We start from the raw sequence: 24,762 nt of genomic DNA, 5'->3' as shown, positions 1-24,762 counted from the left end.
GGCGGGCCACCTGATGGAGAGTCCAAGTGAGCATCATTGAAAAAGCGGCCAGCCGCATCGACCACCGCCGCAACCCGGCAGCCCAGCCTAGCGAAGCGGCGGCCCCGGTGCCGCCGCTGAGCACCGCACCGTCCGCGCCAGCTCCGGATGCCGTGGCGCCGGCCGCCGCACCGCATAGCGCCGAAGCGGCAGCCGCCGCAGCACCGGCGGCTGAGGCCGGCGCCGCGCCGCGCCGCGCGCGCGAAGTCGAACTGGATCTGGCGCGCATGCAGCAAATGGGCCTGGTGACGGCCGCCGGCGGCCGCACCGCGCTGGTGGAAGACTTCCGCATCATCAAGCGCCCGCTGATCAAGCGCGCATTGGCGCCGCGCGTGCCTGGCGAGAATCCCGGCAACCTGATCATGATCACCAGCTCGCTGCCGGGCGAAGGCAAGACCTTCTGCGCCATCAATCTGGCCATGAGCATCGCCATGGAGCTGGACAACACCGTGCTGCTGGTCGACGCCGACGTGGCCCGTCCCTCGGTGCTGCGCACGTTGGGCCTGCCCTCGCAGCGCGGCCTGATGGATGTGCTGCTGGACGAGAAGATGGGCCTGTCCGAAGTCATGCTGCGCACCAATGTGAATACGCTGACCCTGGTGCCGGCCGGCACGCCCAACCCGCGCGCCACCGAGCTGCTGGCCAGCCAGATGATGAATAATCTGGTGCTGGAAATCGCCAACCGCTATCCGGACCGTATCGTCATCTTCGACTCGCCGCCGCTGCTGCTGACCAGCGAAGCCCACGTGCTGGCCGGCCATATGGGCCAGATCGTGCTGGTGGTGGAATCGGAGAAAACCACCCAGCACGCGGTCAAGGAATCGCTGCGCCAGCTGGAGGGCTGCCACAACGTCAACCTGGTCTATAACAAGTCGCGTGAGTTCCCCGGTTCGGAGACCTATGACTACCACTATGGCTAAACGCTGCGTCCCCGCTGCCCTGCCCAAGCTGGCGCCAATGGCGCTGGCCCTGCTGATGGCGGCGCCCGCCGCCCGCGCCGAATGGAAATTCGCTCCCGCCGTGGAGCTGCGCGAAACCTGGTCCGACAATGTGGGCCTGGCCAGCAACGACAAGGCCGGCAGCCAGTTCATCACCGAAGTGGTGCCGGGGTTCAGCCTGACCAATGTGGGACCGCGCCTCAAGCTGCACGCCAATTACCAGTTGCACCTGTACCAGTACTCGAAGGAACGCACGGGCGGCACCGGCCGCAATACCAGCTCGCTGAACGCGGGCGCCCAGGCCAAGGTAGTGGACGACCTGCTGTTCTTCGACGGCACCGCCACCATCAGCCAGCAAGCCACCTCGGCCTTCGGCCCCCAGGTCAACGACAACGGCTACAGCGGCAATAACCGCAACGAAGTGCGCACCATCCGCCTCAGCCCCTATCTGCAGCACCGCTTCGGCAGCACGGCGCAGATGGAGCTGCGCTACACGCGCGACACGGTGGATACGGACAACCGCGGCATGGGCCGCAGCGACGCCAACAGCATCAACCTGAACATCAACAGCGGCCCGGCCTTCCGCACCATCGGCTGGGGCTTGATGGCCAACCGCCAGGTGCTGGACGACAGCATCGCGCCCACCTCCACCGTCCAGCTGGTGATGGCCAATGCCTTCTACCGCCTGACGCCGACCTTCAGCCTGACGGCCAGCGGCGGCTACGACAAATTCAGCTATGAGAACAACGGCCAGGCCACCCAGGGCAAATCCTGGTCCACCGGTTTCCGCTGGAATCCTTCGCCGCGCACCAGCCTCGACGCCTCGCTCGGCAAGCGCTATTACGGCAACAGCTATTCGCTGGCGCTGAACCACCGCGCGCGCTACAGCAATTGGAGCGTGAGCTATGGCGACTCGGTCACCAACTCGCGCTCGAATTTCCTGCTGCCGTCGGCCATCGATACCGCCGCCATGCTGGACCGCCTGTTCATGCCGAATTTCCCCGACGCGGCCAAGCGCGCCGCCGCGGTGGAAGCGTATATCCGCGCCCTGAACCTGCCGCGCGCCTTGCCCGACAGCGTCAACTATTTCAGCAACCGCTATGCGCTGCAAAAGCAGTTGCAAGCCTCGGTCAGCTTCACCACGGCACGCACCTCGACCATGTTCAATGTGTTCAGCATGCGGCGCGAAGCGCTGTCGCTGACCCAGGTCGACAGCGCCCTGCTGGGCAGCAGCAGCGGCAATGTGAACGACAACACGCGGCAGACGGGCGCTTCGGCCCTGTTCAACTACCGCCTCAACTCGCGCACCGGCGCCAGCCTGTCCGCGACCTACACCAATGCCGACTCCAATAGTCTGGGCAAAGGCAGCCAGAACCGCGCCCTGCGCCTGTTCCTGACCCACCAGTTCGATCAGAAGATCAGCGGCGGGATGGAACTGCGCCGCGTGCGCGGCAGCACCTTCCTCGATAGTGGAAACTATACCGAGAACGCGGTCGCCGCGTCCGTCTCGATCAAGCTTTAACGGAGCCAGTGCGCCATGTATGAAAGTTATTATGGGCTGAGCGATAAGCCCTTCCGCCTGCGTCCCGATCCGCATTTCTTCTTCGGCAGCAAAGGCCACAAGCGCGCCATGGCCTATCTGGAATATGGCCTGTCGCAAGGCGAGGGCTTCATCGTCATCACCGGTGAAGTCGGCGCGGGCAAGACCACCCTGGTGCGCAATCTGTTCAACCAGATCGAAACCGAGCGCATCGTGGCGGCCCACATCGTCAACACCCATCTCGATTCCGACGACACCCTGCGCATGGTGGTGGCCGGCTTCGGCCTGCCCTACGAGGACGCGGCCAGCAAGACCGTGCTGCTGGCGCGCCTGGAAGCCTTCCTGCGCACCAGCGAACAGCAGGGCAAGCGCGCCTTGCTGGTGGTGGACGAGGCGCAGAACCTGACGCCGCGCGTGGTGGAAGAGCTGCGCATGCTGTCCAATTTCCAGACCGACGACAAGTCGCTGCTGCAGACCTTCCTGCTGGGACAGCCGGAATTCCGCACCACCTTGCACAGCCCCGGCATGCAGCAGCTGCGCCAGCGCGTGATCGCCACCTACCATCTGGGCCCGATGGACGAGCATGAAACCCAGGCCTATATCGAACACCGCCTGCTGACCGTGGGCTGGAAGGGCGATCCCTCGTTCACGCCGGCCGCCCACGCCGCCATCTACGAATTCACCGGCGGCATTCCGCGCAAGACCAACCACCTGTGCGACCGCCTGCTGCTGATGGGCTTCCTGGAAGAGATGCACGCCTTCACCGATGCCGACGTGGACACGGTGATCCGCGACATCCAGCAGGAATTCCAGGCGCCGCCGGCAGCGGCCGCGCCGGCCGCCGAAGCCAACCCGCTCGATCCCGAGGCGGCCGTCTTCGGCAACCAGTATCCGGCCCTGCTGGATGAACGCATGCTGAAAGTGGAGAAGTCGCTGGTCTCCGTGCTCTCCATCCTGAAAAAGATGGTGCGCTCGCCATCTTCCATCAATCTGGATAACAACGAATGAACACCGCCAGTCCAACGACCGACAAGATTTACCGCATCCTGTGCGTGGTCGGCGCACGTCCGAACTTCATGAAGATGGCGCCTATCATGTCGGCCCTGGGCGCGCTCGGCCCGCAGGTCGAAGCGAAGCTGGTGCACACCGGCCAGCATTACGACGTGGCGATGAACCACCAGTATTTCCAGGCGCTCGGCATTCCCAATCCGGACATCAATCTGGAAGTCGGCTCCGGCAGCCACGCGCAGCAGACGGCCGAGGTGATGCGCCGCTTCGAACCGGCCATGGACGAGGTGCAGCCGGCCGCCGTGCTGGTGGTGGGCGACGTCAACTCCACCATCGCCTGCGCCCTGGTGGCGGCCAAAAAGGGCGTGCCGGTAATCCACGTGGAAGCGGGCCTGCGCAGCTTCGACCGCGCCATGCCGGAAGAAATCAACCGTTTGCTGACCGACCAGCTGTCCGACCTGCTGTTCACCACCGAGGAAAGCGGGCGCGATAATCTGCTGAAGGAAGGCATAGCCTCCGAACGCATTCATTTCGTCGGCAATGTGATGATCGACACCTTGCGCGCCAATCTGGAGCGCGCCGTCCCCACCGAGCAGATCGCCGCCGACGCGGGCCGCGCCGGTTTCGCGCAAGGCCGCGGCTACGCCGTGCTGACCCTGCACCGCCCCTCGAACGTGGACGATCCCGCCATCCTGCAAGGCTTGCTGGAAGCGGCCGCGAAAATCGCCCAGAGCACGCCGGTGATCTTCCCCGTGCATCCGCGCACCCACGCCACCATCGAGAAGTTTGGCCTGAGCCACCTGCTCGACACGCCGGACGTGCTGCTGCTGCCGCCGATGGGTTATCTGGAGATGCTGGGCCTGATGCGCGATGCGCGCGTGGTGCTCACCGATTCCGGCGGCATCCAGGAGGAGACCACGGCCCTGGGCACGCCCTGCCTCACGCTGCGCCACAACACCGAACGCCCGATCACGGTGGATGAAGGCACCAACACCATCGTCGGCAACGATCCTGCGCACATCCTGGCCGCGTATGCGGAGCTGCTGCAAGGCGGCGGCAAGGCAGGCCGCGTGCCGCATTTCTGGGATGGCCGCGCCGCCGAGCGCATCGCCGCCATCCTCTTCGACTGGCTCAAACAAAGGGACTGAGGACAGCAACCATGGATACGCGCGCCGCTCCCGCCATCCGCAATGCGATGACGATCGACGTGGAAGACTACTTCCAGGTATCCGCCTTCGCGCCGCATATCGCGCGCGAAGCATGGCCCTCGCTCGAATGCCGGGTGGAGGCGAATATCGACCGCATCCTCGGCATTCTCGACGCCGGCCAGGCCAAGGCCACCTTCTTCACCCTGGGCTGGATCGCCGAACGCTATCCGGCCATGGTCAGGCGCATCGTCGCCGGCGGCCATGAGCTGGCCAGCCACGGCTACGGCCATCTGCGCGCCTCCGACCAGGACCGCGCCCAGTTCATGCAAGACATCAGCAGCAGCAAGGCCATTCTGGAGGATATCGGCGGCCAGGCGGTGCTGGGCTACCGCGCGCCGAGCTTCTCGATCGGCCCCGGCAATCTATGGGCGCTCGACGCCTTGCACGAGGCTGGCTACCGCTACAGTTCCAGCATCTACCCGATCCAGCACGACCATTACGGCATGCCGGACGCGCCGCGCTTCGCCTTCTACCCGAACGGCAAGGATGGCCTGCTGGAAGTGCCGATCACCACGGTGCGCCTGATGCAGCGCAACCTGCCGGCCGGCGGCGGCGGCTATTTCCGCCTGCTGCCTTACGCCCTGTCGCGCCGCATGATGCGCCGCGTGAACCGCGAGGATGGGCAGGCGGCGATCTTCTACTTCCATCCCTGGGAAATCGATCCGCAGCAGCCGCGCCCCGAAGGCCTGGGCTTGAAGACGCGCTTCCGCCATTACGTGAACCTGGGCCGCATGGACCAGCGCATCCAGGCGCTCACCCGCGATTTCGCCTGGGATCGCATGGACCGCATCTTCCTGGGGCAGCCATGACATCGATTATCGAAGCGGCGGCCCAGCGCGCCGCCGCCGCCGCATCCACCGCCGCCGCGATAGCCACCGCGAAAAGCGAGGCTGTGCGTCCGCAGGCCGATGTGCCTGCCGCCGCGCCAGCGTCGCCGCCGCAGGCGCCCGTGCCGGAAGCGCCGGCCGCCGCACCCGGCGCGCTGATGCTGCAACTGCTGCTGCCGAATGCCGAAGAATGCGCGCGCTGGGACGCCTTCGTGCAGGCATGTCCCGAGGCGACCTTCTTCCACCGCGCCGGCTGGCAAAAAGTCATCGAACAGGCCTTCGGCCACCGCTGCTGGTTCTTCTATGTCGAACGCGATGGCCGCATCGAAGGCGTGCTGCCGCTGGCCCAGATCAAGAGCCGCCTGTTCGGCCATTCGCTGGTGTCCTTGCCTTTTTGCGTGTATGGCGGCGTGGCCGCCACCAGCGGGGAGGCGCGCGCCTTGCTCGACCAGGCGGCCGAGGAACTGGCGGCCTCGCTCAATCCCGGCCATCTGGAATACCGCAACTGCAAGCCCGCCCATCCCGGCAATCCGAAATGGCAGGGCAAGGAGCTGTACTACACCTTCCGCAAGGCCATCACGGCCGACAACGAAGAGAATATGAACGCCATCCCGCGCAAGCAGCGCGCCATGGTGCGCAAGGCCATCAAGCTGGGGCTGCGCGGCGAGGTGGATCAGGATATCGACCGCTTCTTCCACGCCTACGCCAGCAGCGTGCACCGTCTTGGCACGCCGGTGTTCTCTAAAAAATACTTCCGTCTGCTGAAGCAGATCTTCGCCGACGATTGCGAAGTCCGCGTCATCCTGCAGGAGGACAAGATCGTGGCCGGCGTGATGAGCTTCTTCTTCCGCGACGAGGTGCTGCCGTATTACGGCGGCGGCACGGCGCTGGCGCGCGACGTGGCGGGCAATGACTTCATGTACTGGGATCTGATGCAGGCCTCGGCCGACCAAGGCTATCGCCTGTTCGACTTCGGCCGCAGCAAGGCCGGCACCGGCGCTTTCGACTTCAAGAAGAACTGGGGCTTCAGCGCCCAGCCCCTGCCTTACGAATACCAGCTGTATGCCTCGTCCGAGCTGCCGGATGTGAACCCGCTCAATCCGAAGTACCAGCTCTTCATCAAGCTGTGGCGCAAGATGCCGCTGGCCCTGGCCAATGCGCTGGGCCCGCACATCGTCAAAGACCTGGGGTGAATCGTGGACGACCTGCTGCTGTTGGTGCATAGGATTCCCTATCCCCCGAACAAGGGCGACAAGATCCGTTCCTACCATTTGCTCAAGCATCTGGTGCAGCGTTACCGCGTCCACCTCGGCACTTTCGTCGATGACGAAGACGACTGGCGGCATCTGCCGCATTTGAAAGAGTTGTGCGCCTCCAGCCACTTCGCGCGCCTCGATCCGCGCTGGGCGCGCCTGCGCAGCCTTGGCGCTTTGCTGGGCAACCGTTCGCTGTCGCAGGATTATTACAGCGACGGCGGCTTGCGCGCCTGGGTGGCGCAAACCATGCGCGAGCAGCGCATTGGCCGCGTCATGGTGTTTTCCGGGCCGATGGCGCAGTACGCCGAAACGTATCCGCAGGCGCGTCGCGTGGTCGATTTCTGCGATGTCGATTCCGATAAATGGCGCCAGTATGCGCAGCGCAAATCCTGGCCTATGCGCCTGCTGTATGCCTACGAGGCCGAGCGCCTGCTGCGCTACGAGCGCGCGGTGGCGGCGGTGAGCGACGCCGCGCTATTCGTCTCCGAACCCGAGGCCGCGCTGTTCCGCGCGCTGGCCCCCGAGAGCGGCGATCGCATCGGCTACTTCGGCAATGGCGTGGATACCGCTTACTTCACGCCGCATGCCGAATATGCCAGCCCTTACGCTGCTGGTGAACGCGCCGTGGTCTTCTGCGGCGCCATGGATTACTGGCCGAATGTGGATGCCGTCTGCTGGTTTGCGCGCGAGGTCTTCCCGGCGGTGCTGGCGCGCGAACCGCTGGCGCGCTTCTATATCGTTGGTGCGCGGCCGTCGGCGGAAGTGCAAGCCCTATCCGCGCTGCCCGGCATCCGCGTGACCGGCACCGTACCCGACGTGCGTCCATATGTCGCCCATGCCGCCTTGTCGGTGGCGCCGCTGCGCATTGCGCGCGGCATCCAGAACAAGGTGCTGGAGGCGATGTCGATGGCCAAGGCCGTCATCGTGTCGCCGCAGGCGCTGGAAGGCATCAGCGCCGAAACCGGCCGCGAACTGCTGCTGGCCGAGGATGCGGCGCAATTTGCGGCGACCGTGAACCAGGCGCTGGCCCCTGCCGCCGGCAGCGCCGTTTACGCCTTGGACGAAATCGGCCGCGCCGCGCGCGCGCGCGTCGAAACGTCCTATGGCTGGGCCGCGCGCCTGGCGCCGGTGGAAGCCATGCTGGAATCGGGGCTGGACGCCAGTCCGGCCGGCGCCGTGGACGAGAAGCGCGTTGCAACGGCAGCCAATGCGGCGGCCGCACCTACATGGAACCAGGCATGAATACCGTATCCTCTCCGAGCGAAACCAAGCCGGCGGTCGACCGGAAGCAGCTTGCGTCCGGCCCATCCGCATCGTCGCTCGGCCTGGCGATCGCGTTTGCGGCGCTGCTGCTGCCTTTCCTTATCTACTTCGATACCGCGCTGTCGATTGCCGCGATCTGGGAACGCTCCGGCACGTTCGCCCACGGCTATGTGATCCTGCCGATCAGCCTCTGGCTGATCTGGCAGCGCCGCGCCACGCTGCGCACCTTGCCGGTACAGCCTTATCTGCCGGCGCTGGCCGTGCTGGCCGCGTGCGGCGCGGGATGGCTGCTGGCCGAACTGGGCGAGGTGCAGATCGTGCGCCAGTACGCCTTTGCCGCTATGCTGCCCTTGACCGTGCTGGCCCTGTTCGGCGTGCGGATCGCCAAGGCCATCGCCTTCCCCTTGTTCTTTATCCTGTTCGGCGTGCCGGTGGGCGAAAGCCTGATCGATCCGCTGATCCAGGTCACGGCCAGCTTCACGGTCGATGCCCTGCGCCTTACCGGCATTCCCGTTCTGCGCGAAGGGAATAATTTCAGCATCCCGTCCGGCGACTGGTCGGTGGTGGAAGCCTGCAGCGGCCTGCGCTACCTGATTTCCTCGATTACCCTGGGCTGCCTGTTTGCCTACCTGACCTACCGCACCTTCCTGCGCCGCGCCCTGTTCGTGCTGGCTTCGATGCTGGTGCCGATTGCCGCCAACGGCGCGCGTGCCTACATGATCGTGATGATCGGCCATATGAGCGGCATGACCATGGCGGTCGGCGTGGATCACCTGATTTATGGCTGGGCCTTTTTCGGTCTGGTGATGCTGCTGCTGTTCTGGGTCGGCAGTTTCTGGCGCCAGGACCAGGAAGCCGCCGCGCCAACTCCGCATATGGCGGCGCCGCACAGCGCGCGCATGGTTCCGGCAGCGTGCATGGCCGGCGTGGCCCTGGGCCTGGCGCTTGCCATCGGCGTCTGGCCCGCTTACGCCTATTATCTGCAGCATGGCCAGGGCAAGGCGCCAAGCGCCGCGCTGAACGATTTCCAGCCTGGCGTGGAGGCGGCCGAGCCGTTCACCGACTGGAAACCTGGGATGAACCAGGCCAATGCCCATCTGGGCCGCAACTACCAGGTGGCCGGCCAGCCCTTGGGCTTCGAGCTGTTCTACTTCCGCCAGCAGCACGAGGGCTCGAAGTTGATCAGCTCCAGCAACCGCCTGGTGGGCGACGACAAGTCGCCATGGCACGATATGGGCGCCAGTGTGCGCAGCGAGAATATCGCCGGCCGCCAGTTGGCCGTGCGCGAATCCGTCCTGAATGGACCGAGGGAAAACCGGCTCCTGGTGTGGCAGTGGTATTGGATCGATGGCCAGAACACCGCCAGCAATTTCGGCGGCAAGCTGCTGCAGGTGAAGCAGAAGCTGCTCAAGGGCCGCGACGATGGCGCCATCGTGCTGCTGTACTCGCCATATGAGGAAAATCCCGACGCCGCGCGCGCCGTCATGCGCCACTTCCTTTCCACCGGCCTAACTCCGCTGGAAAAGACGCTCGCCGCCAACCTGAAACCATGATGCCTGCCGCCGCCATGAACGGGATTCCACTCGTCGTCCACCTGATTTACCGCCTCGACTTCGGCGGGCTGGAAACGCTCATGGTGGAGCGCATCAACCGCATGCCGGCCGAGCGTTACCGCCACGCCGTGGTGTGCCTGACGGGTTTCAATCCCGAGTTTGCGAAGAAGATCAGCAAGCCGGGCGTGGAACTGCATGCGCTGGACAAGCAGCCCGGCCTGTCGCTGCATACCCATATCGCGCTGTGGAAGCTGCTGCGCGCCCTGCAGCCAGCGGTGCTGCACAGCTATAACCTGTCGGCCATCGAATACGCGCCGGCCGCGCTGCTGGCCGGCGTGCCGGTGCGCGTCAACGGCGCGCATGGCCGCGACGCCAACGACCCCGATGGCAGCAACCGCAAGCACAATATGCTGCGCCGCCTGATGCTGCCTTTCTACGACTGCTGCTACGCCAATTCCGCCGCGATGGAAGAATGGAACCGCAAGGTGATCGGCGTGCCGGAACAGAAGAGCCGCATGCTGGCGAACGGCATCGACGCCGAAAAATTCCGCGCGCGCGGCAGTGGCGAAGCGCCGCGCTTTTTCGACGGGCTGACGGTGATCGGCACCGTGGGCAGGGTGCAGGACGTGAAGGACCATGCCACCTTGATGGACGCTTTCATCTCGCTGCGTCAGCGCCGTCCCGATCTGGCGCCGGCTCTGCGTCTGGCCATCATCGGTGACGGCCCTTTGCTGGAATCCATGCGCGCCAAGGCCAATGCCGCCGGCATTGCCGACGCGGTCTGGCTTCCCGGCGCGCGTACCGACGTGGCCGACATCCTGCGCAGCTTCAGCGTCTTTGCCATGTCATCGATCGCCGAGGGCACGCCAGGATCGGCGCTGGAAGCCATGGCCAGCGGCCTGCCCGTGGTGGGCACGCGCGTCGGCGGCATTCCCGAAGTGATCGAGGATGGCGTCACCGGCCTGCTGGTGCCGCCATCCGACCCCGCCGCCATGGCGGCGGCGCTGGAACAATATGTGGCAGCACCCGAGCTGGCCGTCCGCCATGGCGCGGCGGGCCGCGAGCGCGTGCTGCGCAAGTACAGCATGGCGGCCATGGTGGCAGGATACCAGGCGCTGTACGACACCCTGTGCGAACGCAAGATCAAACTTAGAAGGGCGGTCCCATCATGTGTGGAATAGTCGGCATCCTGGACACGCGCGGCAAGCGCGAGATCGATCAGGACCAGCTGCGCCGGATGAACGATACGCAGCATCATCGCGGTCCGGACGAGGGCGATATCTATGTGGAACCCGGCGTCGGCTTCGGCCACCGCCGCCTGTCCGTGATCGACATCTCGCTGGGCCAGCAGCCGCTGGGCAACGAGGATGGCAGCGTGATGGTCTGCTACAACGGCGAAATCTACAACTACCGTGAGCTGACGGCGGAGCTCAAGGCGCTCGGCCACACTTTCAAGACCAAGAGCGACACCGAAGTGATCGTGCACGCCTGGGAAGAGTGGGGCGAGCAATGCGTCGAGCATTTCCGCGGCATGTTCGCCTTCGGCCTGTGGGACCGCAATAAGCAGGTGATGTTCCTGGCGCGCGACCGCATGGGCGTCAAGCCCATGTACTACGCCATGCTGCCGGACGGCTTCTTCGTCTTCAGCTCCGAGCTGAAAGCCCTGCGTTCGCTAAACGGCTTGCCGCGCGAGATCGATCCGCAGGCGGTGGAAGACTATTTCGCCTACGGCTATGTGCCGGAACCGAAAACGATCTATAAGGGCGCGCTGAAACTGTCGCCCGGTTTCCGCCTGCTGCAGAAGGTCGGCGCGCCGCTGGCCGAACCGCAGCAGTTCTGGGATGTCCCCTTCAAGCGCCATGCCGGCATGACGCTGGGCGACGCCGAGGGCGAGCTGGTGGAGCGCCTGCGCGAGGCCGTCAAAATCCGCCTGGTGGCGGAAGTGCCGCTGGGCGCCTTCCTGTCCGGTGGCGTTGACTCCAGCGCCGTGGTGGCGATGATGGCGGGGCTGAGCGACGGCCCGGTCAATACCTGCTCCATCGCCTTCAAGGACAAGGCCTTCGACGAATCGGCGTATGCCGCGCAAGTGGCGCAGAAATACGGCACCGACCACCACGTCGAAACCGTGGACACCGATGACTACGGCCTGCTCGACACCCTGGCCGATCTGTATGACGAACCGTATGCCGACAGTTCGGCGATCCCGACTTACCGCGTGTGCGAACTGGCGCGCAAGCGCGTGACGGTGGCCTTGTCCGGCGACGGCGGCGACGAAAATCTGGCAGGCTACCGGCGCTATCGCTATGCCATGGCGGAAAACCGCGTGCGCGGCCGCATTCCCATCGGCCTGCGCAAGCCGTTGTTCGGCACCCTGGGACGCTGGTATCCCAAAGCCGATTGGGCGCCGCGCGTGTTCCGCGCCAAGACCACCTTCGAAGCGCTGTCGCGCGATCTGGTGGAGGGCTATTTCCACGGCGTCTCCATCATGAGCGACCAGATGCGCCAGCAGCTGTTCACGCCCAAGTTCCGCGCCGATCTACAAGGCTATCGCGCCATCAACGTGATGCGCGCCCATGCCGACCAGGCGCCGACCGACGATCCGCTCTCGCTGATCCAGTACCTGGACATGAAGACCTATCTGCCGGGCGATATCCTGACCAAGGTCGATCGCGCCAGCATGGCCCATGCGCTGGAAGTGCGCGTGCCCCTGCTTGACCACAAGCTGGTGGAGTGGATTTCCGGCCTGCCGCCCGAGATGAAGCTGAACGGCAGCGAAGGCAAGTACGTGTTCAAGAAGAGCATGGAAAATTATCTGCCGAACGATATCCTCTATCGCCGCAAGCAGGGCTTTGCCGTGCCGTTGGCAGCCTGGTTCCGCGGTCCGCTGCGCGAGCGCGTGCGCAGCTCGCTGCTGGGACCGAACCTGGCCGCTACCGGAATCTTTAACCAGGCTTACCTGAACGAGATGGTGGAGCAGCACCAGTCCGGCCGTCGCGATTACAGCGCGCCGATCTGGACGCTGCTGATGTTCGAAGCCTTCCTGAGAAAAGAGATGCAGGCGTGACCATGGGCACTTCCGATTTTCTGGGCACGGCCGCCGAGCCGAAACACGCGCAGGGCCAGCCCCTGCGCATCCTGCATGTGCTGGATCACTCGATCCCGCTGCATAGCGGCTATACCTTCCGCACCCGCTCCATTTTGCAGGAGCAGCGCGCGCTGGGCTGGGAGACGCACCATATCACCAGCCCCAAACAGGGCGCCGTCAGCGTCGCGCATGAAACGGTGGATGGACTGGCCTTCCACCGCACCGAACCGGCCACCGGCCTGATGGCGCGCCTGCCGGTGCTGAACCAGCTGGCCGTGATCGACCGTCTGGCCGGGCGCCTGCTGCAAGTGGCGAAGGAAGTGCGGCCCGACATCCTGCATGCCCACTCGCCGGCGCTGAACGCCGTGGCCGCGCTGCGCGTCGGCAAGCGCCTGGGCATTCCGGTCGTGTATGAAATCCGCGCCTTCTGGGAGGACGCCGCCGTCGACCATGGCACCAGCCAGGAATGGGGCTTGCGCTACCGCATGACGCGCGCGCTGGAAACCTGGGCGCTGAAGCGGGTCGATGCCGCCACCACCATCTGCGAAGGCTTGCGCAGCGAGATCGTGGGCCGCGGCATTCCCGCGCAAAAAGTCGAGGTCATCCCGAACGCTGTGGATATCGGCGATTTCAGCGTCGATGGCGAACGCGATGAGGCGCTGGCGGACAGCCTTGGCTTGCAGGGCAAGACAGTGCTCGGCTTTATCGGTTCCTTCTACGCTTACGAAGGCTTGAACGTGCTGCTGCAAGCCCTGCCAGCGGTGCTGGCCGAACGCCCCGACACGCGCGTGCTGCTGGTGGGCGGCGGTCCCCAGGACCAGCACCTGCGCCAGCAGGCGAAAGAGCTGGGCATTGCGGACCAGGTGATCTTCACCGGCCGCGTGCCGCATGCCGAAGTGCAGCGCTACTACAACCTGATCGATGTGCTCTGCTATCCGCGCCTGAAGATGCGCCTGACCGACCTGGTGACGCCGCTCAAGCCGCTGGAAGCGATGGCGCAAGGCCGCCTGCTGGTCGCTTCCGACGTCGGCGGCCACAAGGAGCTGATCGACGATGGCCGCACCGGCATCCTGTTCCCGGCCGGCGATGCGCAGGCGCTGGCCGGCAAGGTGCTGGCCCTGTTGGCCGCGCCGGCATTGTGGCCGCAGCTGCGCGCACAGGGGCGCCGCTTCGTCGAGTCGGAACGCAGCTGGGCCGCCAGCGTGGCACGCTACAGCCGCGTGTATGGCGGCGTGGTTGGCAAGGCGCGCCAGCCATGACCGCGGCGGCGCTGCGCATCGCCCTGGTGGGGCCATTGCCCCCGCCATCGGGCGGCATGGCAAACCAGACCTTGCAACTGGCTTCGCTGCTGCGCGATGAAGGCGTGGACGTGGAAACCATCCAGGTCAATGCGCCTTACCGCCCGGCCTGGGCGGCGCGACTGAAAGGCGTGCGCGCCTTATTCCGCCTGCTGCCTTATCTGGCGCAGCTATGGCGGGCGGCGGGACGCGTGCAGCTCTTCCACGTGATGGCCAATTCCGGCTGGTCCTGGCATCTGTTCGCGGCGCCCGCCATCTGGATCGCGCGCCTGCGCGGCAAGCCGGTGGTGGTGAATTACCGGGGGGGCGAGGCCGAGACCTTCCTGCAAGGCGCCATTGCCTGGGTGCGTCCCAGCCTGAAACGGGCCGACGCCCTGATCGTTCCCTCCGGTTTCCTGAAAGCCGTGTTCGCGAAATTCAAGGTCGATGCCGCCATCGTGCCGAACATCGTCAATCTGGAACGCTTCCGCAGCGCCGATGCAGGCGACGCGCCGGCAGCCGGCCCGCGCCTGCTGGTGTCGCGCAATCTGGAGCCTATCTACGACAATGCCACCGCGCTGCACGCCTTCGCCATCGTGCGCGCGCGCCATCCTGCTGCGCGCCTGGTGATTGCCGGTTCCGGCCCCTTGCGCGCCGAGCTGGTAGCGCTGGCGGCCATGCTGGGCTTGACCGACGCCGTGAACTTCACCGGCCGGGTCGATCCGCAAGCCATGGCGGTCCTCTACCGCAATGCCGATGTGATGCTGAATTGCAGTCTGGTGGATAACACGCCGAATTCCGTGCTCGAAGCCCTGGCCAGCGGCGTTGCCGTGGTCAGCACCGATGTGGGCGGCGTGCCTTATCTGGTCGAACATGAGCGCACCGCCTTGCTGGTGCCGTCGCAATCGCCGCAGCAGATGGCCGACGCCGTCCTGCGCCTGTGCGCCGAACCGGCGCTGGCCGCCGCGCTGCGCGAAGCGGGGTTGCGCCAGGTGCAGCAGTTTACCTGGCAGAGCGTGCGTCCCCAGTTATTGCAGGTCTATCGCAGCGTGTTGCGGCCCGCTGCGGCCAAAGCATTGAGCCAGCCATGAATAACCGTCCCGCCCCCGCCTTGTACACGTCCTTGATCTCGGGCCTGATCTTCCCTTTGCATGAGCGCATGAAGCAGCACGCCAGCGTGGCGGTGCGGCGGCGCATGGAGGAGTCGCAGTACTGGCCCGAACCGCGTTTGCAGGATCTGCAATTGCAGCGTCTTAAACGTCTGCTGCTGCGCGCCCAGACCAAGGTGCCGTATTACCGCGACCTGTTCGCCAGCCTTGGCTTCGACCCGGCGCGCGATCTGCACGCCCTGTCCGATCTGGCGCGCCTGCCGCTGATGGACAAGGCCACGATCCGCGCCAACTCCGACCGGCTTAGGGCGGAGGATGCGGTCGGGCTGGCGCGCTTCAACACGGGCGGCTCCAGCGGCGAGCCGCTGATTTTTTATATTGGCAAGGAGCGCGTCAGCCATGACGTCGCAGCCAAGTGGCGCGCCACGCGCTGGTGGAATGTGGATATCGGCGATCCCGAAATCGTGGTCTGGGGTTCGCCCATTGAGCTTGGCGCGCAGGACCGCGTGCGCGCCGTGCGCGACCGCCTGCTGCGCACCCGCCTGCTGCCCGCTTTCGAAATGTCGGAAACCAAGCTGGATAGCTTTGTCGAACGTATCCGCGCTACCCGGCCGCGCATGCTGTTCGGCTATCCATCGGCGTTGTCGCATATCGCGCGCCACGCCAAGGCGCGCGGCCAGCGTATGAACGACCTGGGCATCCGCGTCGCCTTCGTCACTTCCGAACGCCTGTATGACGAGCAGCGCGAACAGATTTCATCCACTTTCGGCTGTCCGGTGGCGAACGGCTACGGCGGCCGCGACGCGGGCTTTATCGCCCACCAATGCCCGGCGGGCGGCATGCACATCACGGCCGAAGACATCATCGTCGAGACAGTCGGCCCGGATGGCCAGCCGCTGCCGCGCGGCCAGGCCGGGGAAATTGTCGTCACCCATCTGGCGACCGGCGACTATCCCTTCATCCGCTACCGCACCGGCGATATCGGCGTGCTCGATACGAAAGCCTGCAGCTGCGGGCGCGGCCTGCCGCTGCTGAAGGAAATCCAGGGCCGCAGCACCGATTTCCTGGTGGCGCGGGATGGCACCGTGATGCATGGACTGGCGCTGGTCTATATACTGCGCGACCTGCCCCAGGTGAAGGCTTTCCGCATTTGCCAGGAAAGCCTGGACCTGACCGAGGTGCAGGTGGTGCTGGAAGCGCCGCTCGATGCGGAGCTGCGCGCCAAAATCGAACGCGGTTTCAAGGCCCGCCTGGGCGCGGACGTGCAGGTGGATGTGCGGCAGGTGGACGCCATCGCGCCCGAGAAATCCGGCAAGTTCCGCTATGTGGTCAGCAAGGTCGCGGCGCCGAGGTAAGGAAAAGAGATGAGGGACTTTATCGTTGCGGCGCTGGTATTCGGATCGCTGCCGTATATCTTCAAGCGCCCCTGGTTCGGCATGGTGATGTGGATCTGGATCAGCGTGATGAATCCGCACTCGCAAGGCTGGGGCTTCGCGCGCGACTTCCCCTTTGCCGCGATTATCGCCGGCACCATGGTGCTGTCCATCCTGTTCAACCGCCAAAAATTCCGCATGCCGCTGACGGCCGTCACCGGAACCTTCCTCCTCTTCATCGTCTGGATGTGCGTGACGGCGCTATTCGCCATCCACCCCGACCAGGTCGGCACGCAATGGATCAAGGTGATGAAAATCATGGGCATGACGATTGTCGTCGCCATGCTGGTGACGGAACGGCGCCATATCGAATGGCTGGTCTGGACGGTGGTGGTGTCGATCGGCTATTACGGCGTAAAGGGCGGCATCTTCACCATCCGCAGCGGCGCCCAGTACCGCGTGTGGGGGCCGATCGGCACCTTCATCGACGGCAACAACGAGATCGCGCTGGCGCTGATCATGATCATTCCGCTGATGTACTACCTGCTTTCTCTGATCCAGCACAAATGGGGCAAGCGCGCCATGATCGCCTCCATGCTCTTGTGCGGCATCGCCTCGATCGCCTCGTATTCGCGCGGCGCGGCGGTTGCCATGGCCGCCATGATGTTCTTCCTTTGGCTGAAGAGCAAGAACAAGGCCGTGATGGGCAGCCTGCTGGTGCTGTGCATTCCCGTGGCCCTGCTCATCATGCCCGAACAGTGGCATGCGCGCATCGACACCATCAACACTTACCAGGAAGACGATTCCGCCATGGGCCGCATCAATGCCTGGCGCATGGCTTTCAACCTGGCCAACGACCGCTTCTTCGGCGGCGGCTTCGAAATCTACGACCCCGATGTGTTCCATCGCTATGCGCCGATACCGGAAGACGTGCATGCCGCCCACAGCATCTATTTCCAGATCCTGGGCGAGCATGGCTGGATCGGCCTGTGGCTGTATCTGACGCTGCTGATCCTGACCTGGCGCACCGGCAGCTGGATCATCCGCAACTCGGCCAAGCTGCCGGAATTCGAGTGGGCCGCCAATCTGGCGCGCATGCTGCAAGTGAGCCAGCTGGGCTTCATGGTGGGCGGCGCCTTCCTCAGCCTGGCCTATTTCGATGTGCCCTATTATCTGATGGTGGCCATGGTCGCGACCCGCGTCCTGGTCGAACGCGGCCTGCGCGACGTCAAACCCTTGCCGGTGCGGCGCGCGCCCAGCGTATTCGCCGTCCCGCCACCCACCACCGTCCCAGACGACGAGAAAGCGCGGAATGAGCCAGTATGAAATGCATGGCGGCGGTTCGCCGCTGCTGGAAAAAGGACTGCTGCGCGTGCTGTCCCCTGGCGGGCGGCGCGGCCTCTCCATCCTGATCTACCACCGTGTGCTGCCGCAAAAAGATCCGCTGTTTCCCGGTGAAGTCGATAGGGAGGAGTTCGACCAGCAGCTTGCTCTCCTGAAATCGCGCTTCACCATCCTGCCCCTGCTTGATGCCGTGCGCCGCGCCCGCAGCGGCGACTTGCCGCCGCGCGCCGCCTGCATCACCTTCGACGACGGCTATGCCGACAATGCCGAAGTGGCCCTGCCGTTGCTGCTGAAGCATGGTTTGCACGCCACCTTCTTTATCGCGACCGGCTTCCTGAACGGCGGCCGCATGTGGAATGACAGCGTGATCGAGCTGGCGCGGCGCGCGCCGGGCGGTGGGCTGGATGCCTCCTCCCTCGGCCTTGGCCAGCATGCCCTGGGCAGCATCGCTGACCGCCAGCGCGCCATTCCGGCCCTGATCGGCCAATTGAAATACCTGCCGATGGAAGAGCGCCTGGCGCAGGTGAACCGCCTGGCCGATCTGGCCCGCTGCGAGCTGCCTGCGGATCTGATGATGAATACGGCCCAGTTGCACAAGCTGCGCGACGCCGGCATGGGCCTGGGCGCCCATACCGTCAACCATCCGATCCTGGCGCGCCTGCCGGCCGCGCAGGCGCGCCAGGAAATCGCCAGCGGCAAGGCCGCGCTGGAGGATTTGCTGGGCCAGAATGTGCTCTTGTTCGCCTACCCGAACGGCAAGCCGGGCGAGGATTATCTGCCCGAGCATGTCTCCATGGTGCGCGAACTGGGTTTCGAGGGCGCCGTTTCCACCGCCTGGGGCGCCAGCAAGGGCCGCCAGGATGTCTACCAATTACCGCGTTTCACGCCATGGGACCGCAGCCGGCTGCGTTTTGTGCTGCGCCTGGCCAGGAATTTAACCGTCAGCGCACAGCTGGTGTAAAGAGAACTCGATGACTTTAAAGAATGAGGTTTTGCACGGCCTGAAATGGATGGCCGGAGCAAAATTCGGCAGCCAGATGATTACCTGGGTGATCACGATTTTCGTGATGCGCCTGCTGGTGCCGGCCGACTATGGCTTGATGGCGATGTCCTCGGTCTTCATCGCCTTGCTGGTGATGTTTGCCGAGGTGGGACTGGGGCCGGCCCTGGTGCAGGCGGCCGAAGTCACCACGCAGAAGCTGCGCCAGGCTTTCGGCATCTTCCTGATCGTGAACCTGGCGCTGTGCGCCTTGCTGAACCTGGCCGCGCCGGCCATCGCCGAGTTTTACTCCGAACCGCGCCTGGTGCCGCTGGTGCGCGTGCTGTCGCTGCAATTCCTGCTGACGCCACTGGCCATCGTCTCCGAAGTGCAGCTGCAGCGCGCGCTCGATTTCAAGAAGCGCTCCATCGTCGATCTGACGACGGCGGTGATCACCAGCCTGGTGACGCTGACGCTGGCATTGATGGGGCATGGTGTCTGGTCGCTGGCGCTGGGCCAGGTGGCCGCCGCCGTCTGGCGCACGGCGCTGGTGAATATCGTGTCGCCGTTCCCGCATTGGCCGCTGTTTTCCTGGACCGGCATGCGCGATCTGATGACGTTCGGCGGCAAGGTGACGACCTCGCGCTTCCTGTGGTTCTTCTTCAGCCAGGTCGATATCGTCATCGTCGGCCGCATGCTGGGCGGGCAGGTACTGGGCCTGTATGCGGTGGCCATGCACCTGGCCAGCATGCCGACCCAGCGCGTTTCGGCCATCCTGAACCAGGTGGCCTTCCCGGCGTTTGCCCGTTTCCAGCATGACCGCGAAGCCATCGTGCGCCAGCTGCTCAAGGCTTTTGAGCTGGTCAGCCTGATCGCCTTCCCGGTGCTATGGGGTATGGCGGCCACTGCCAGCGACATCATCCTGGTCTTTCTCGGCGACCATTGGGAGGAGGCGGTCTTCCCGCTGCAGGTGCTGGCCCTGATCATGCCTTTCCGCACCGTGGTGCAGTTCATGCCGACGGTGACGGATGCCGTCGGCCATCCCGGCGTTTCGCTGCAGAATGGCATCGTCGGCTGCACCCTGATGCCGCTCGCCTTCTATGCCGGCACCCATTGGGGCATCACCGGCGTAGCCCTGGCCTGGGCCATCATGTATCCTGTGGTCTTGCTGATCAATCTGCGCCGCATGGTGGCGGTGATCGGCCTCACTGTCGGCCACGTGGTGCAGCGCATGATGCCTGCCATGATTTCGGCTGGCGTGATGTTTGCTGCGGTAACTGCTGTGCAGTATGCGCTGCGCGGCTATGCGGATCGCAAGCTGGCTTTGGCCGTGGAAGTATCGGCCGGCGCCCTGGTCTATGTGCTGTGCAGCTGGACGGTTAACCGCGCCACGCTGATGGATGTGTGGCGCCTGGTCAGAAGGAAAGGATAGGCCTGCCATGACGATACTTGCGGGTGCCTTCAGTACGAAGCCCGGCAAGGCACTGCCGGAAGAGTTGCGCAATGCCCTACGCCGCCATATCTCGCGCCAGCCTTGCGAGGCCGTGGCGGAACTGGGCGACGCTTTCTGCCATGTCGCCAAAGTTGACATTGGCGCTTTCGGCGCACCGGCCATGCAGGCCGATGCCGCCGGCAACCTGAGCGCGCTGGCCGGCGAAGCCCTGCTGCGCGAAGGCGATAACGATCCCGCCTGGAACCGCGCCCACGACACCGCCTCGCTGCACGCGGGTTTTGCGCAGGGTCGCGCCGAAGGCGAGCTTGCGCTGGCGCAAAGCCAAGGCAGTTTCTGCGGCCTGCATTACAGCGCCGCGCGCGGCGAGCTGCTGCTCTTCGTGGACCGCATCGGCGCCCGCCCCCTGTATCTGTGGCAGGGCGAGGACTATGCCGTCTTCGCCAGCGCGCTGCGCATTCTCGAAGCGCTGCCCCAGGTGCGCAAGGAAATGGACGTGCGCGGCGTGACCGAGATCGCCGCCTTCGGCTATGCCCTGGGCGAACGCACCGCCTATGCCGGCATCCGCATGCTGCGTTCGGGCGAGATCGCGCGCCTGGCCGAGGGCGCGGCCACTTTCTCCACCTATGCGCGCTGGGACGAAGCCGAAGCGCCGCTGCCGCAGGAACCGACCGTGCGGCGCTCCTACGATGCCTTTGTCGCCGCGCTGCGTCGCCGCCAGCGCGGCGCGCCCATGGCGGCCGCCTTCCTCAGCGGCGGCCTGGATTCGCGCGCCATTGTCGGCGGCCTGCACGCCATCGGCTCCGCCGTCTACACCTTCAACCTCGCGCCGGATGGCAAGCAGGACCAGGTCTTCGCCAAGCTGATGGCCGACCACCTTGGCACGCGCCACGTGCAATTGGTGCAGGAAGGCAGCGATGCCGGACGCGGTTATCACAAGTCCGAGCTGAAGGAATGGATGCGCCACGAATTCGGCCCGCTGACCAGCGACCGTCCGCGCCTGTTGTGGTCGGGCGATGGCGGCAGCGTCTCGCTGGGGCATGTGTATATGGACCGCGAGCTGGTGGCCGATATGCAGCGCGGCGCGCCGGCCGAGGCGCTGGCCCGTTTCAACAAGGGACTGCCTTCGCGCATCATCCCGGCCGCCATGCGCGAAACCCTGCAAGGCTTGCCGCTGCAAGGCGCGCTGGAAGAACTGGACGCCATCCAGGGTGCAGATCGGGGCCGCGCCTTCCACCTTTTCCTGATGTTCAATGACCAGCGCCGCCACCTGGCCCAGCACTTCGAAGAGATCGATCGCGAGCGCATGGAATTCCAGCTGCCCTTCCTCGACGCCAGCTTCCTCGAAACCGTGCTGCGCCAGCCGGTGGACGCCTTCCTCGAACACCGTTTCTATATGGATTGGCTGGCACGCTTCCCGAATGGACTGGATACCATCCCATGGCAAGCCTATCCCGGCCACGTGCCTTGCGAGCTGCCCATGCCCGCCGGCCTGAAATACCAGTGGCACGACTATTTCGATCCATCCGTGCTGCGCCAGATGCGCCGCCACGCCGCCGACAAGGGCCGCCAGGTGCTCGCCAGCCAGCGCTTCCCTGAGCACCTGATCAGCCGGCGCATGCTGAACGCCGCCGTCTGGCTCACGCGCCTGGGCTGGCGCGATTGCGCCTACCTGATCAACACCGCCTCCACCTTCCACAAATACTGGTCGGCTTGCGAGCCGGCGCGCGCGCCGGAGCGGCTGAGCCAATGAAGATCCGCGTCGAGCCGCAAGGCTGGGAATTCGAGGCAGGGGAGGGCCGCACCGTGCTGGCCGCGGCCGAACAGGCGGGCATCCGCCTGCCCAGCTCCTGCCGCAACGGCACTTGCCGCACCTGTTTTTGTCACGCCAGCGGCACGGTGCATTATCTGGTCGAGTGGCCGGGACTGAGCCTGGACGAAAAGCGCGAAGGCTTCATCCTGCCCTGCGTCGCCGTGGCGGACAGCGATCTGGTGATCTCGGTGCCGGCGGCGCGCCAGGTCTGAATCAATCGTCCTCGGGCCGGCTGCGGCGCAGGCGCATCAGCAGCGCCTCGGTCTGTTCGTTCAGCGGCAGGCCGTGGCGGCGCAGCAATTGCACATGCAGCACCAGGTTTTCCAGCACCAGCTTGGCCGCCACCGCCAGCAAGGTCAGACGGCGGTCTTCCTCGGTGAACTTGTCCATCGCATCGGCCATCTCGCAGAGATGGCTGGCGACCAGGCCGCGCAGCTCTTTTTCGTCAAAAGGCAGGTCGGCAAAATCAATCGGGTCTTCCTGTTCGACTTCCTGCATCAGCAACTCTAGTTCCAGCTGGGTAATCGACATCTGTGGCTCCGGTGGTTCGCCCGCTTTTATTTTAGGCCAAAGCCGCACCGAACCGCGCTAGAATTTCCACCTTGGAGGAGAGCCGTGGCGCAGATCATCTTCACCCAGCAGTTGGCGCGTTTCCTGCCCGTTCCGCAGCTGGAAACGCAGGCGACGACCCTGCGCGCCGCCCTCGATGGCGCTTTCGCCGGAAATGCGCGCTTGCGCGGCTATGTGCTGGACGATCAGGGTCATTTGCGTCCCAATGTCGTCATCTTCATCGACGGCCAGCGTTGCCGCGACCGCGCTCTGCTCGACGATCCCTTGCAAGCCGATTCCAGCATCTATATTTTGCAGGCACTCTCAGGAGGCTGACATGCCAGACCGCGCTTTCATCGCCACCCGCAAGGGTTTGTTCGAGCTGGCCGCCAAGGGCGGCGAGTGGGCCGTGGTGGACAAGCATTTCTACGGCGAGCCGGTGTCCATGGTGCTGAACGATGCGCGCGACGGCGCCACTTACGCGGCCCTGAACCTGGGCCATTTTGGCTGCAAGCTGCAGCGGCGCGATGCCGGCGGCGAGTGGCAGGAGGTGGCGGTGCCGGTCTACCCACCCAAACCGGAGGACAGCACGGACAAGACCGAATGGACGCTGCGCCAAATCTGGTCGCTGGAAACCGGTGGTCCCGATCAGCCGGGCGTGCTGTGGGCGGGCACGCTGCCCGGAGGCCTGTTCCGTTCCAATGACCGCGGCGACAGCTGGCAGCTGGTGGACTCGCTGTGGAATGTGGAGAACCGCAGCCAGTGGTTTGGCGGCGGCTACGACTATCCCGGCATTCACAGCATCTGTGTCGATCCGCGCAACAGCAATGCGGTGCTGGTGGGCGTGTCCTGCGCCGGCGCCTGGCTGACCGAGGACGGCGGCGCCACCTGGTCGCTGCGCGCGAAAGGCATGCGCGCCAACTATATGCCGCCCGATCTGGCGGAGCAGGAAGACGCGCAAGACCCGCACCGCATCGTGCGCTGCCAGGATGAGCCGGACGTGCTGTGGTGCCAGCACCATTGCGGCATCTGGCACTCCACCGACAATGGCCGCAACTGGGCCGAGGTGAAAACGGCGCCGCTATCGAGTTTCGGCTTTGCCGTGGCCGTACATCCGCGCGACGGCAACACCGCCTGGTTCGTGCCCGGCGTGGCCGACCAGCAGCGCGTGCCGGTGGATGCCGCGCTGGCCGTCACCCGCACCAACGATGGCGGCGCCAGCTTCGCCGTGCTGCGCGGCGGCTTGCCGCAGGAGCACTGTTACGACTTGGTCTACCGTCATGGCTTGGTCGTGGCCGACGATGGCAAGACGCTGCTGATGGCGTCCACCACGGGCGGGGTCTGGCTCTCGGCCAATGGCGGCGATTACTGGCAGACCATCTCGCTCAATCTGCCGCCGGTGTACGCGGTGCGTTTCGCTTAATGCTGCTTAGCGTCCGAAGTAGGACAGGAACATATCGACAGCCGTGTCGATGACGGCCTGCTGGCGTTCCGCATCCAGCGGCGGCTGGCCCATTGCCACTTGCGGCCAGAAGGCGAAGGCCTTCAACTGGCCTTGCAGTAGATGGGAGATGAAGGCCGGGTCGCCTTCCTTTAACTGGCCATCCTGCTGGGCGGCGCGGATAAAACCGGTCACGCCTTCCTCCTTGTCGGCCAATCGATCGACCATCTCGCGCGCGCGCTGCGGACGGTGGATGGCTTCGGCGATCGCCACGCGGGCCACGTCGAGGAAATACTCGTCTTGCAGCAGCAGCATTTTCTGCCGCATCAGTTCCAGCAATTGCGCGCGCAGCGGCACGCCGGGACAGTAGACGAGGGCGTCCAGCGGCGCACTGCACTTCCACAGCTCCTGCAGGATTTCCGCGAACAGCTCCTCCTTGGCCGGAAAGTGGTTGTACACGGTGCGCTTCGACACGCCGGCCGTGGCGGCGATCTTGTCCATGCTGGTGGCGTCGAAACCATGCTGGCGGAATTCCGCGATGGCAGCCTCTACGATGGCGGCGCGCTTGCGGTCGGTAAGGCGTTCGGTAGTCATCCCCGAATTCTACACCGGGTAGTTTACTTTTCTCAAAATAGGAACTACACTGTGTAGTTTACATTTTGGGATTAACCCGATGAAACGTCTGATCTTGCTTCTGGGAGTGTTACTGA

At 65.0% G+C, this 24,762-nt stretch carries 22 protein-coding genes; 20 read left to right on the top strand and 2 right to left on the bottom strand.

Features of this window, described 5'->3' with window-relative positions; genetic code table 11:
* Positions 1-26: 26 nt before the first annotated feature.
* The 18 genes from FHS03_RS00400 to FHS03_RS00315 all read left to right on the top strand — a co-directional run bounded on the left by FHS03_RS00400 (position 27) and on the right by FHS03_RS00315 (position 22,274).
* The gene (locus tag FHS03_RS00400; protein WP_183439067.1) at positions 27-959 is read left to right on the top strand and encodes an XrtA-associated tyrosine autokinase; all 933 of its coding nucleotides are present in this window, start codon (positions 27-29) and stop codon (positions 957-959) included.
* Complete coding sequence (locus tag FHS03_RS00395; protein ID WP_183439066.1) at positions 940-2,499, top strand: TIGR03016 family PEP-CTERM system-associated outer membrane protein; 1,560 nt, start codon at positions 940-942, stop codon at positions 2,497-2,499. The genes FHS03_RS00400 and FHS03_RS00395 overlap by 20 nt, the downstream gene beginning before the upstream one ends.
* 15 nt (positions 2,500-2,514) lie before the next feature.
* Positions 2,515-3,525 carry an XrtA/PEP-CTERM system-associated ATPase gene (locus FHS03_RS00390; RefSeq protein ID WP_183439065.1) on the top strand — a complete coding sequence of 337 codons (1,011 nt, stop codon included), beginning with the start codon at positions 2,515-2,517 and terminating at the stop codon, positions 3,523-3,525.
* Positions 3,522-4,673 (top strand): non-hydrolyzing UDP-N-acetylglucosamine 2-epimerase, encoded by a 1,152-nt coding sequence (wecB, locus tag FHS03_RS00385; protein WP_183439064.1) that lies wholly within the window; start codon positions 3,522-3,524, stop codon positions 4,671-4,673. Before FHS03_RS00390 ends, wecB begins: the two co-directional genes overlap by 4 nt.
* Positions 4,674-4,684: 11 nt before the next feature.
* Positions 4,685-5,542, top strand: a complete 858-nt coding sequence (locus FHS03_RS00380; RefSeq protein ID WP_221208000.1) for an XrtA system polysaccharide deacetylase — start codon at positions 4,685-4,687, stop codon at positions 5,540-5,542.
* A gap of 176 nt (positions 5,543-5,718) precedes the next feature.
* On the top strand, positions 5,719-6,753 hold the full coding sequence (locus FHS03_RS00375; RefSeq protein ID WP_183439537.1) for a FemAB family XrtA/PEP-CTERM system-associated protein: 1,035 nt from the start codon (positions 5,719-5,721) through the stop codon (positions 6,751-6,753).
* 3 nt (positions 6,754-6,756) lie between these two features.
* Entirely contained in the window at positions 6,757-8,058 is a 1,302-nt protein-coding gene (locus FHS03_RS00370; RefSeq protein ID WP_183439063.1) for a TIGR03087 family PEP-CTERM/XrtA system glycosyltransferase, read from the top strand.
* A complete protein-coding gene (gene xrtA, locus FHS03_RS00365; RefSeq protein ID WP_183439062.1) occupies positions 8,055-9,632 on the top strand; it encodes an exosortase A in 1,578 nt (525 codons plus the stop codon). The genes FHS03_RS00370 and xrtA overlap by 4 nt, the downstream gene beginning before the upstream one ends.
* A complete protein-coding gene (locus FHS03_RS00360) occupies positions 9,629-10,813 on the top strand; it encodes a TIGR03088 family PEP-CTERM/XrtA system glycosyltransferase (RefSeq protein WP_229425999.1) in 1,185 nt (394 codons plus the stop codon). Before xrtA ends, FHS03_RS00360 begins: the two co-directional genes overlap by 4 nt.
* Positions 10,801-12,696, top strand: a complete 1,896-nt coding sequence (locus FHS03_RS00355) for an XrtA/PEP-CTERM system amidotransferase (RefSeq protein WP_183439061.1) — start codon at positions 10,801-10,803, stop codon at positions 12,694-12,696. Before FHS03_RS00360 ends, FHS03_RS00355 begins: the two co-directional genes overlap by 13 nt.
* A gap of 62 nt (positions 12,697-12,758) precedes the next feature.
* Complete coding sequence (locus tag FHS03_RS00350) at positions 12,759-13,976, top strand: TIGR04063 family PEP-CTERM/XrtA system glycosyltransferase (RefSeq protein ID WP_183439535.1); 1,218 nt, start codon at positions 12,759-12,761, stop codon at positions 13,974-13,976.
* Positions 13,973-15,085 (top strand): glycosyltransferase family 4 protein, encoded by a 1,113-nt coding sequence (locus FHS03_RS00345; RefSeq protein WP_183439060.1) that lies wholly within the window; start codon positions 13,973-13,975, stop codon positions 15,083-15,085. Before FHS03_RS00350 ends, FHS03_RS00345 begins: the two co-directional genes overlap by 4 nt.
* Complete coding sequence (locus FHS03_RS00340) at positions 15,082-16,458, top strand: phenylacetate--CoA ligase family protein (RefSeq protein ID WP_183439059.1); 1,377 nt, start codon at positions 15,082-15,084, stop codon at positions 16,456-16,458. The genes FHS03_RS00345 and FHS03_RS00340 overlap by 4 nt, the downstream gene beginning before the upstream one ends.
* Before the next feature lie 9 nt (positions 16,459-16,467).
* Positions 16,468-17,802 carry a putative O-glycosylation ligase, exosortase A system-associated gene (locus tag FHS03_RS00335; protein WP_183439058.1) on the top strand — a complete coding sequence of 445 codons (1,335 nt, stop codon included), beginning with the start codon at positions 16,468-16,470 and terminating at the stop codon, positions 17,800-17,802.
* Complete coding sequence (locus tag FHS03_RS00330) at positions 17,789-18,781, top strand: polysaccharide deacetylase family protein (protein ID WP_229425998.1); 993 nt, start codon at positions 17,789-17,791, stop codon at positions 18,779-18,781. Before FHS03_RS00335 ends, FHS03_RS00330 begins: the two co-directional genes overlap by 14 nt.
* 10 nt (positions 18,782-18,791) lie before the next feature.
* Positions 18,792-20,231: a lipopolysaccharide biosynthesis protein gene (locus FHS03_RS00325; protein ID WP_183439057.1), complete on the top strand. Its 1,440-nt coding sequence runs from the start codon at positions 18,792-18,794 to the stop codon at positions 20,229-20,231.
* A gap of 7 nt (positions 20,232-20,238) precedes the next feature.
* Positions 20,239-22,002 carry an asparagine synthase-related protein gene (locus FHS03_RS00320; RefSeq protein WP_183439056.1) on the top strand — a complete coding sequence of 588 codons (1,764 nt, stop codon included), beginning with the start codon at positions 20,239-20,241 and terminating at the stop codon, positions 22,000-22,002.
* Positions 21,999-22,274, top strand: a complete 276-nt coding sequence (locus FHS03_RS00315; RefSeq protein ID WP_183439055.1) for a 2Fe-2S iron-sulfur cluster-binding protein — start codon at positions 21,999-22,001, stop codon at positions 22,272-22,274. Before FHS03_RS00320 ends, FHS03_RS00315 begins: the two co-directional genes overlap by 4 nt.
* Position 22,275: 1 nt before the next feature.
* On the opposite strand, the gene FHS03_RS00310 is transcribed toward FHS03_RS00315, so the two are convergent.
* Positions 22,276-22,593, bottom strand: a complete 318-nt coding sequence (locus tag FHS03_RS00310; RefSeq protein ID WP_176345322.1) for a hypothetical protein — start codon at positions 22,591-22,593, stop codon at positions 22,276-22,278.
* 84 nt (positions 22,594-22,677) lie between these two features.
* Between FHS03_RS00310 and FHS03_RS00305 the strand changes: the two genes are divergently transcribed.
* Positions 22,678-22,947, top strand: coding sequence for a MoaD/ThiS family protein (locus tag FHS03_RS00305; RefSeq protein ID WP_183439054.1), 270 nt, complete (start codon positions 22,678-22,680; stop codon positions 22,945-22,947).
* Position 22,948: 1 nt separating this feature from the next.
* Positions 22,949-24,034 (top strand): WD40/YVTN/BNR-like repeat-containing protein, encoded by a 1,086-nt coding sequence (locus tag FHS03_RS00300; RefSeq protein ID WP_183439053.1) that lies wholly within the window; start codon positions 22,949-22,951, stop codon positions 24,032-24,034.
* Positions 24,035-24,040: 6 nt separating this feature from the next.
* Here FHS03_RS00300 and FHS03_RS00295 read toward each other — a convergent pair whose 3' ends face one another.
* On the bottom strand, positions 24,041-24,646 hold the full coding sequence (locus FHS03_RS00295; RefSeq protein WP_183439052.1) for a TetR/AcrR family transcriptional regulator: 606 nt from the start codon (positions 24,644-24,646) through the stop codon (positions 24,041-24,043).
* Positions 24,647-24,762: the final 116 nt, after the last annotated feature.

The organism is Pseudoduganella violacea, from assembly GCF_014191875.1.
Lineage (GTDB): Bacteria > Pseudomonadota > Gammaproteobacteria > Burkholderiales > Burkholderiaceae_D > Rugamonas > Rugamonas violacea_A.
Note: the sequence above shows the minus strand (reverse complement) of the source record. Positions and strands in the feature narration are given on the sequence as shown.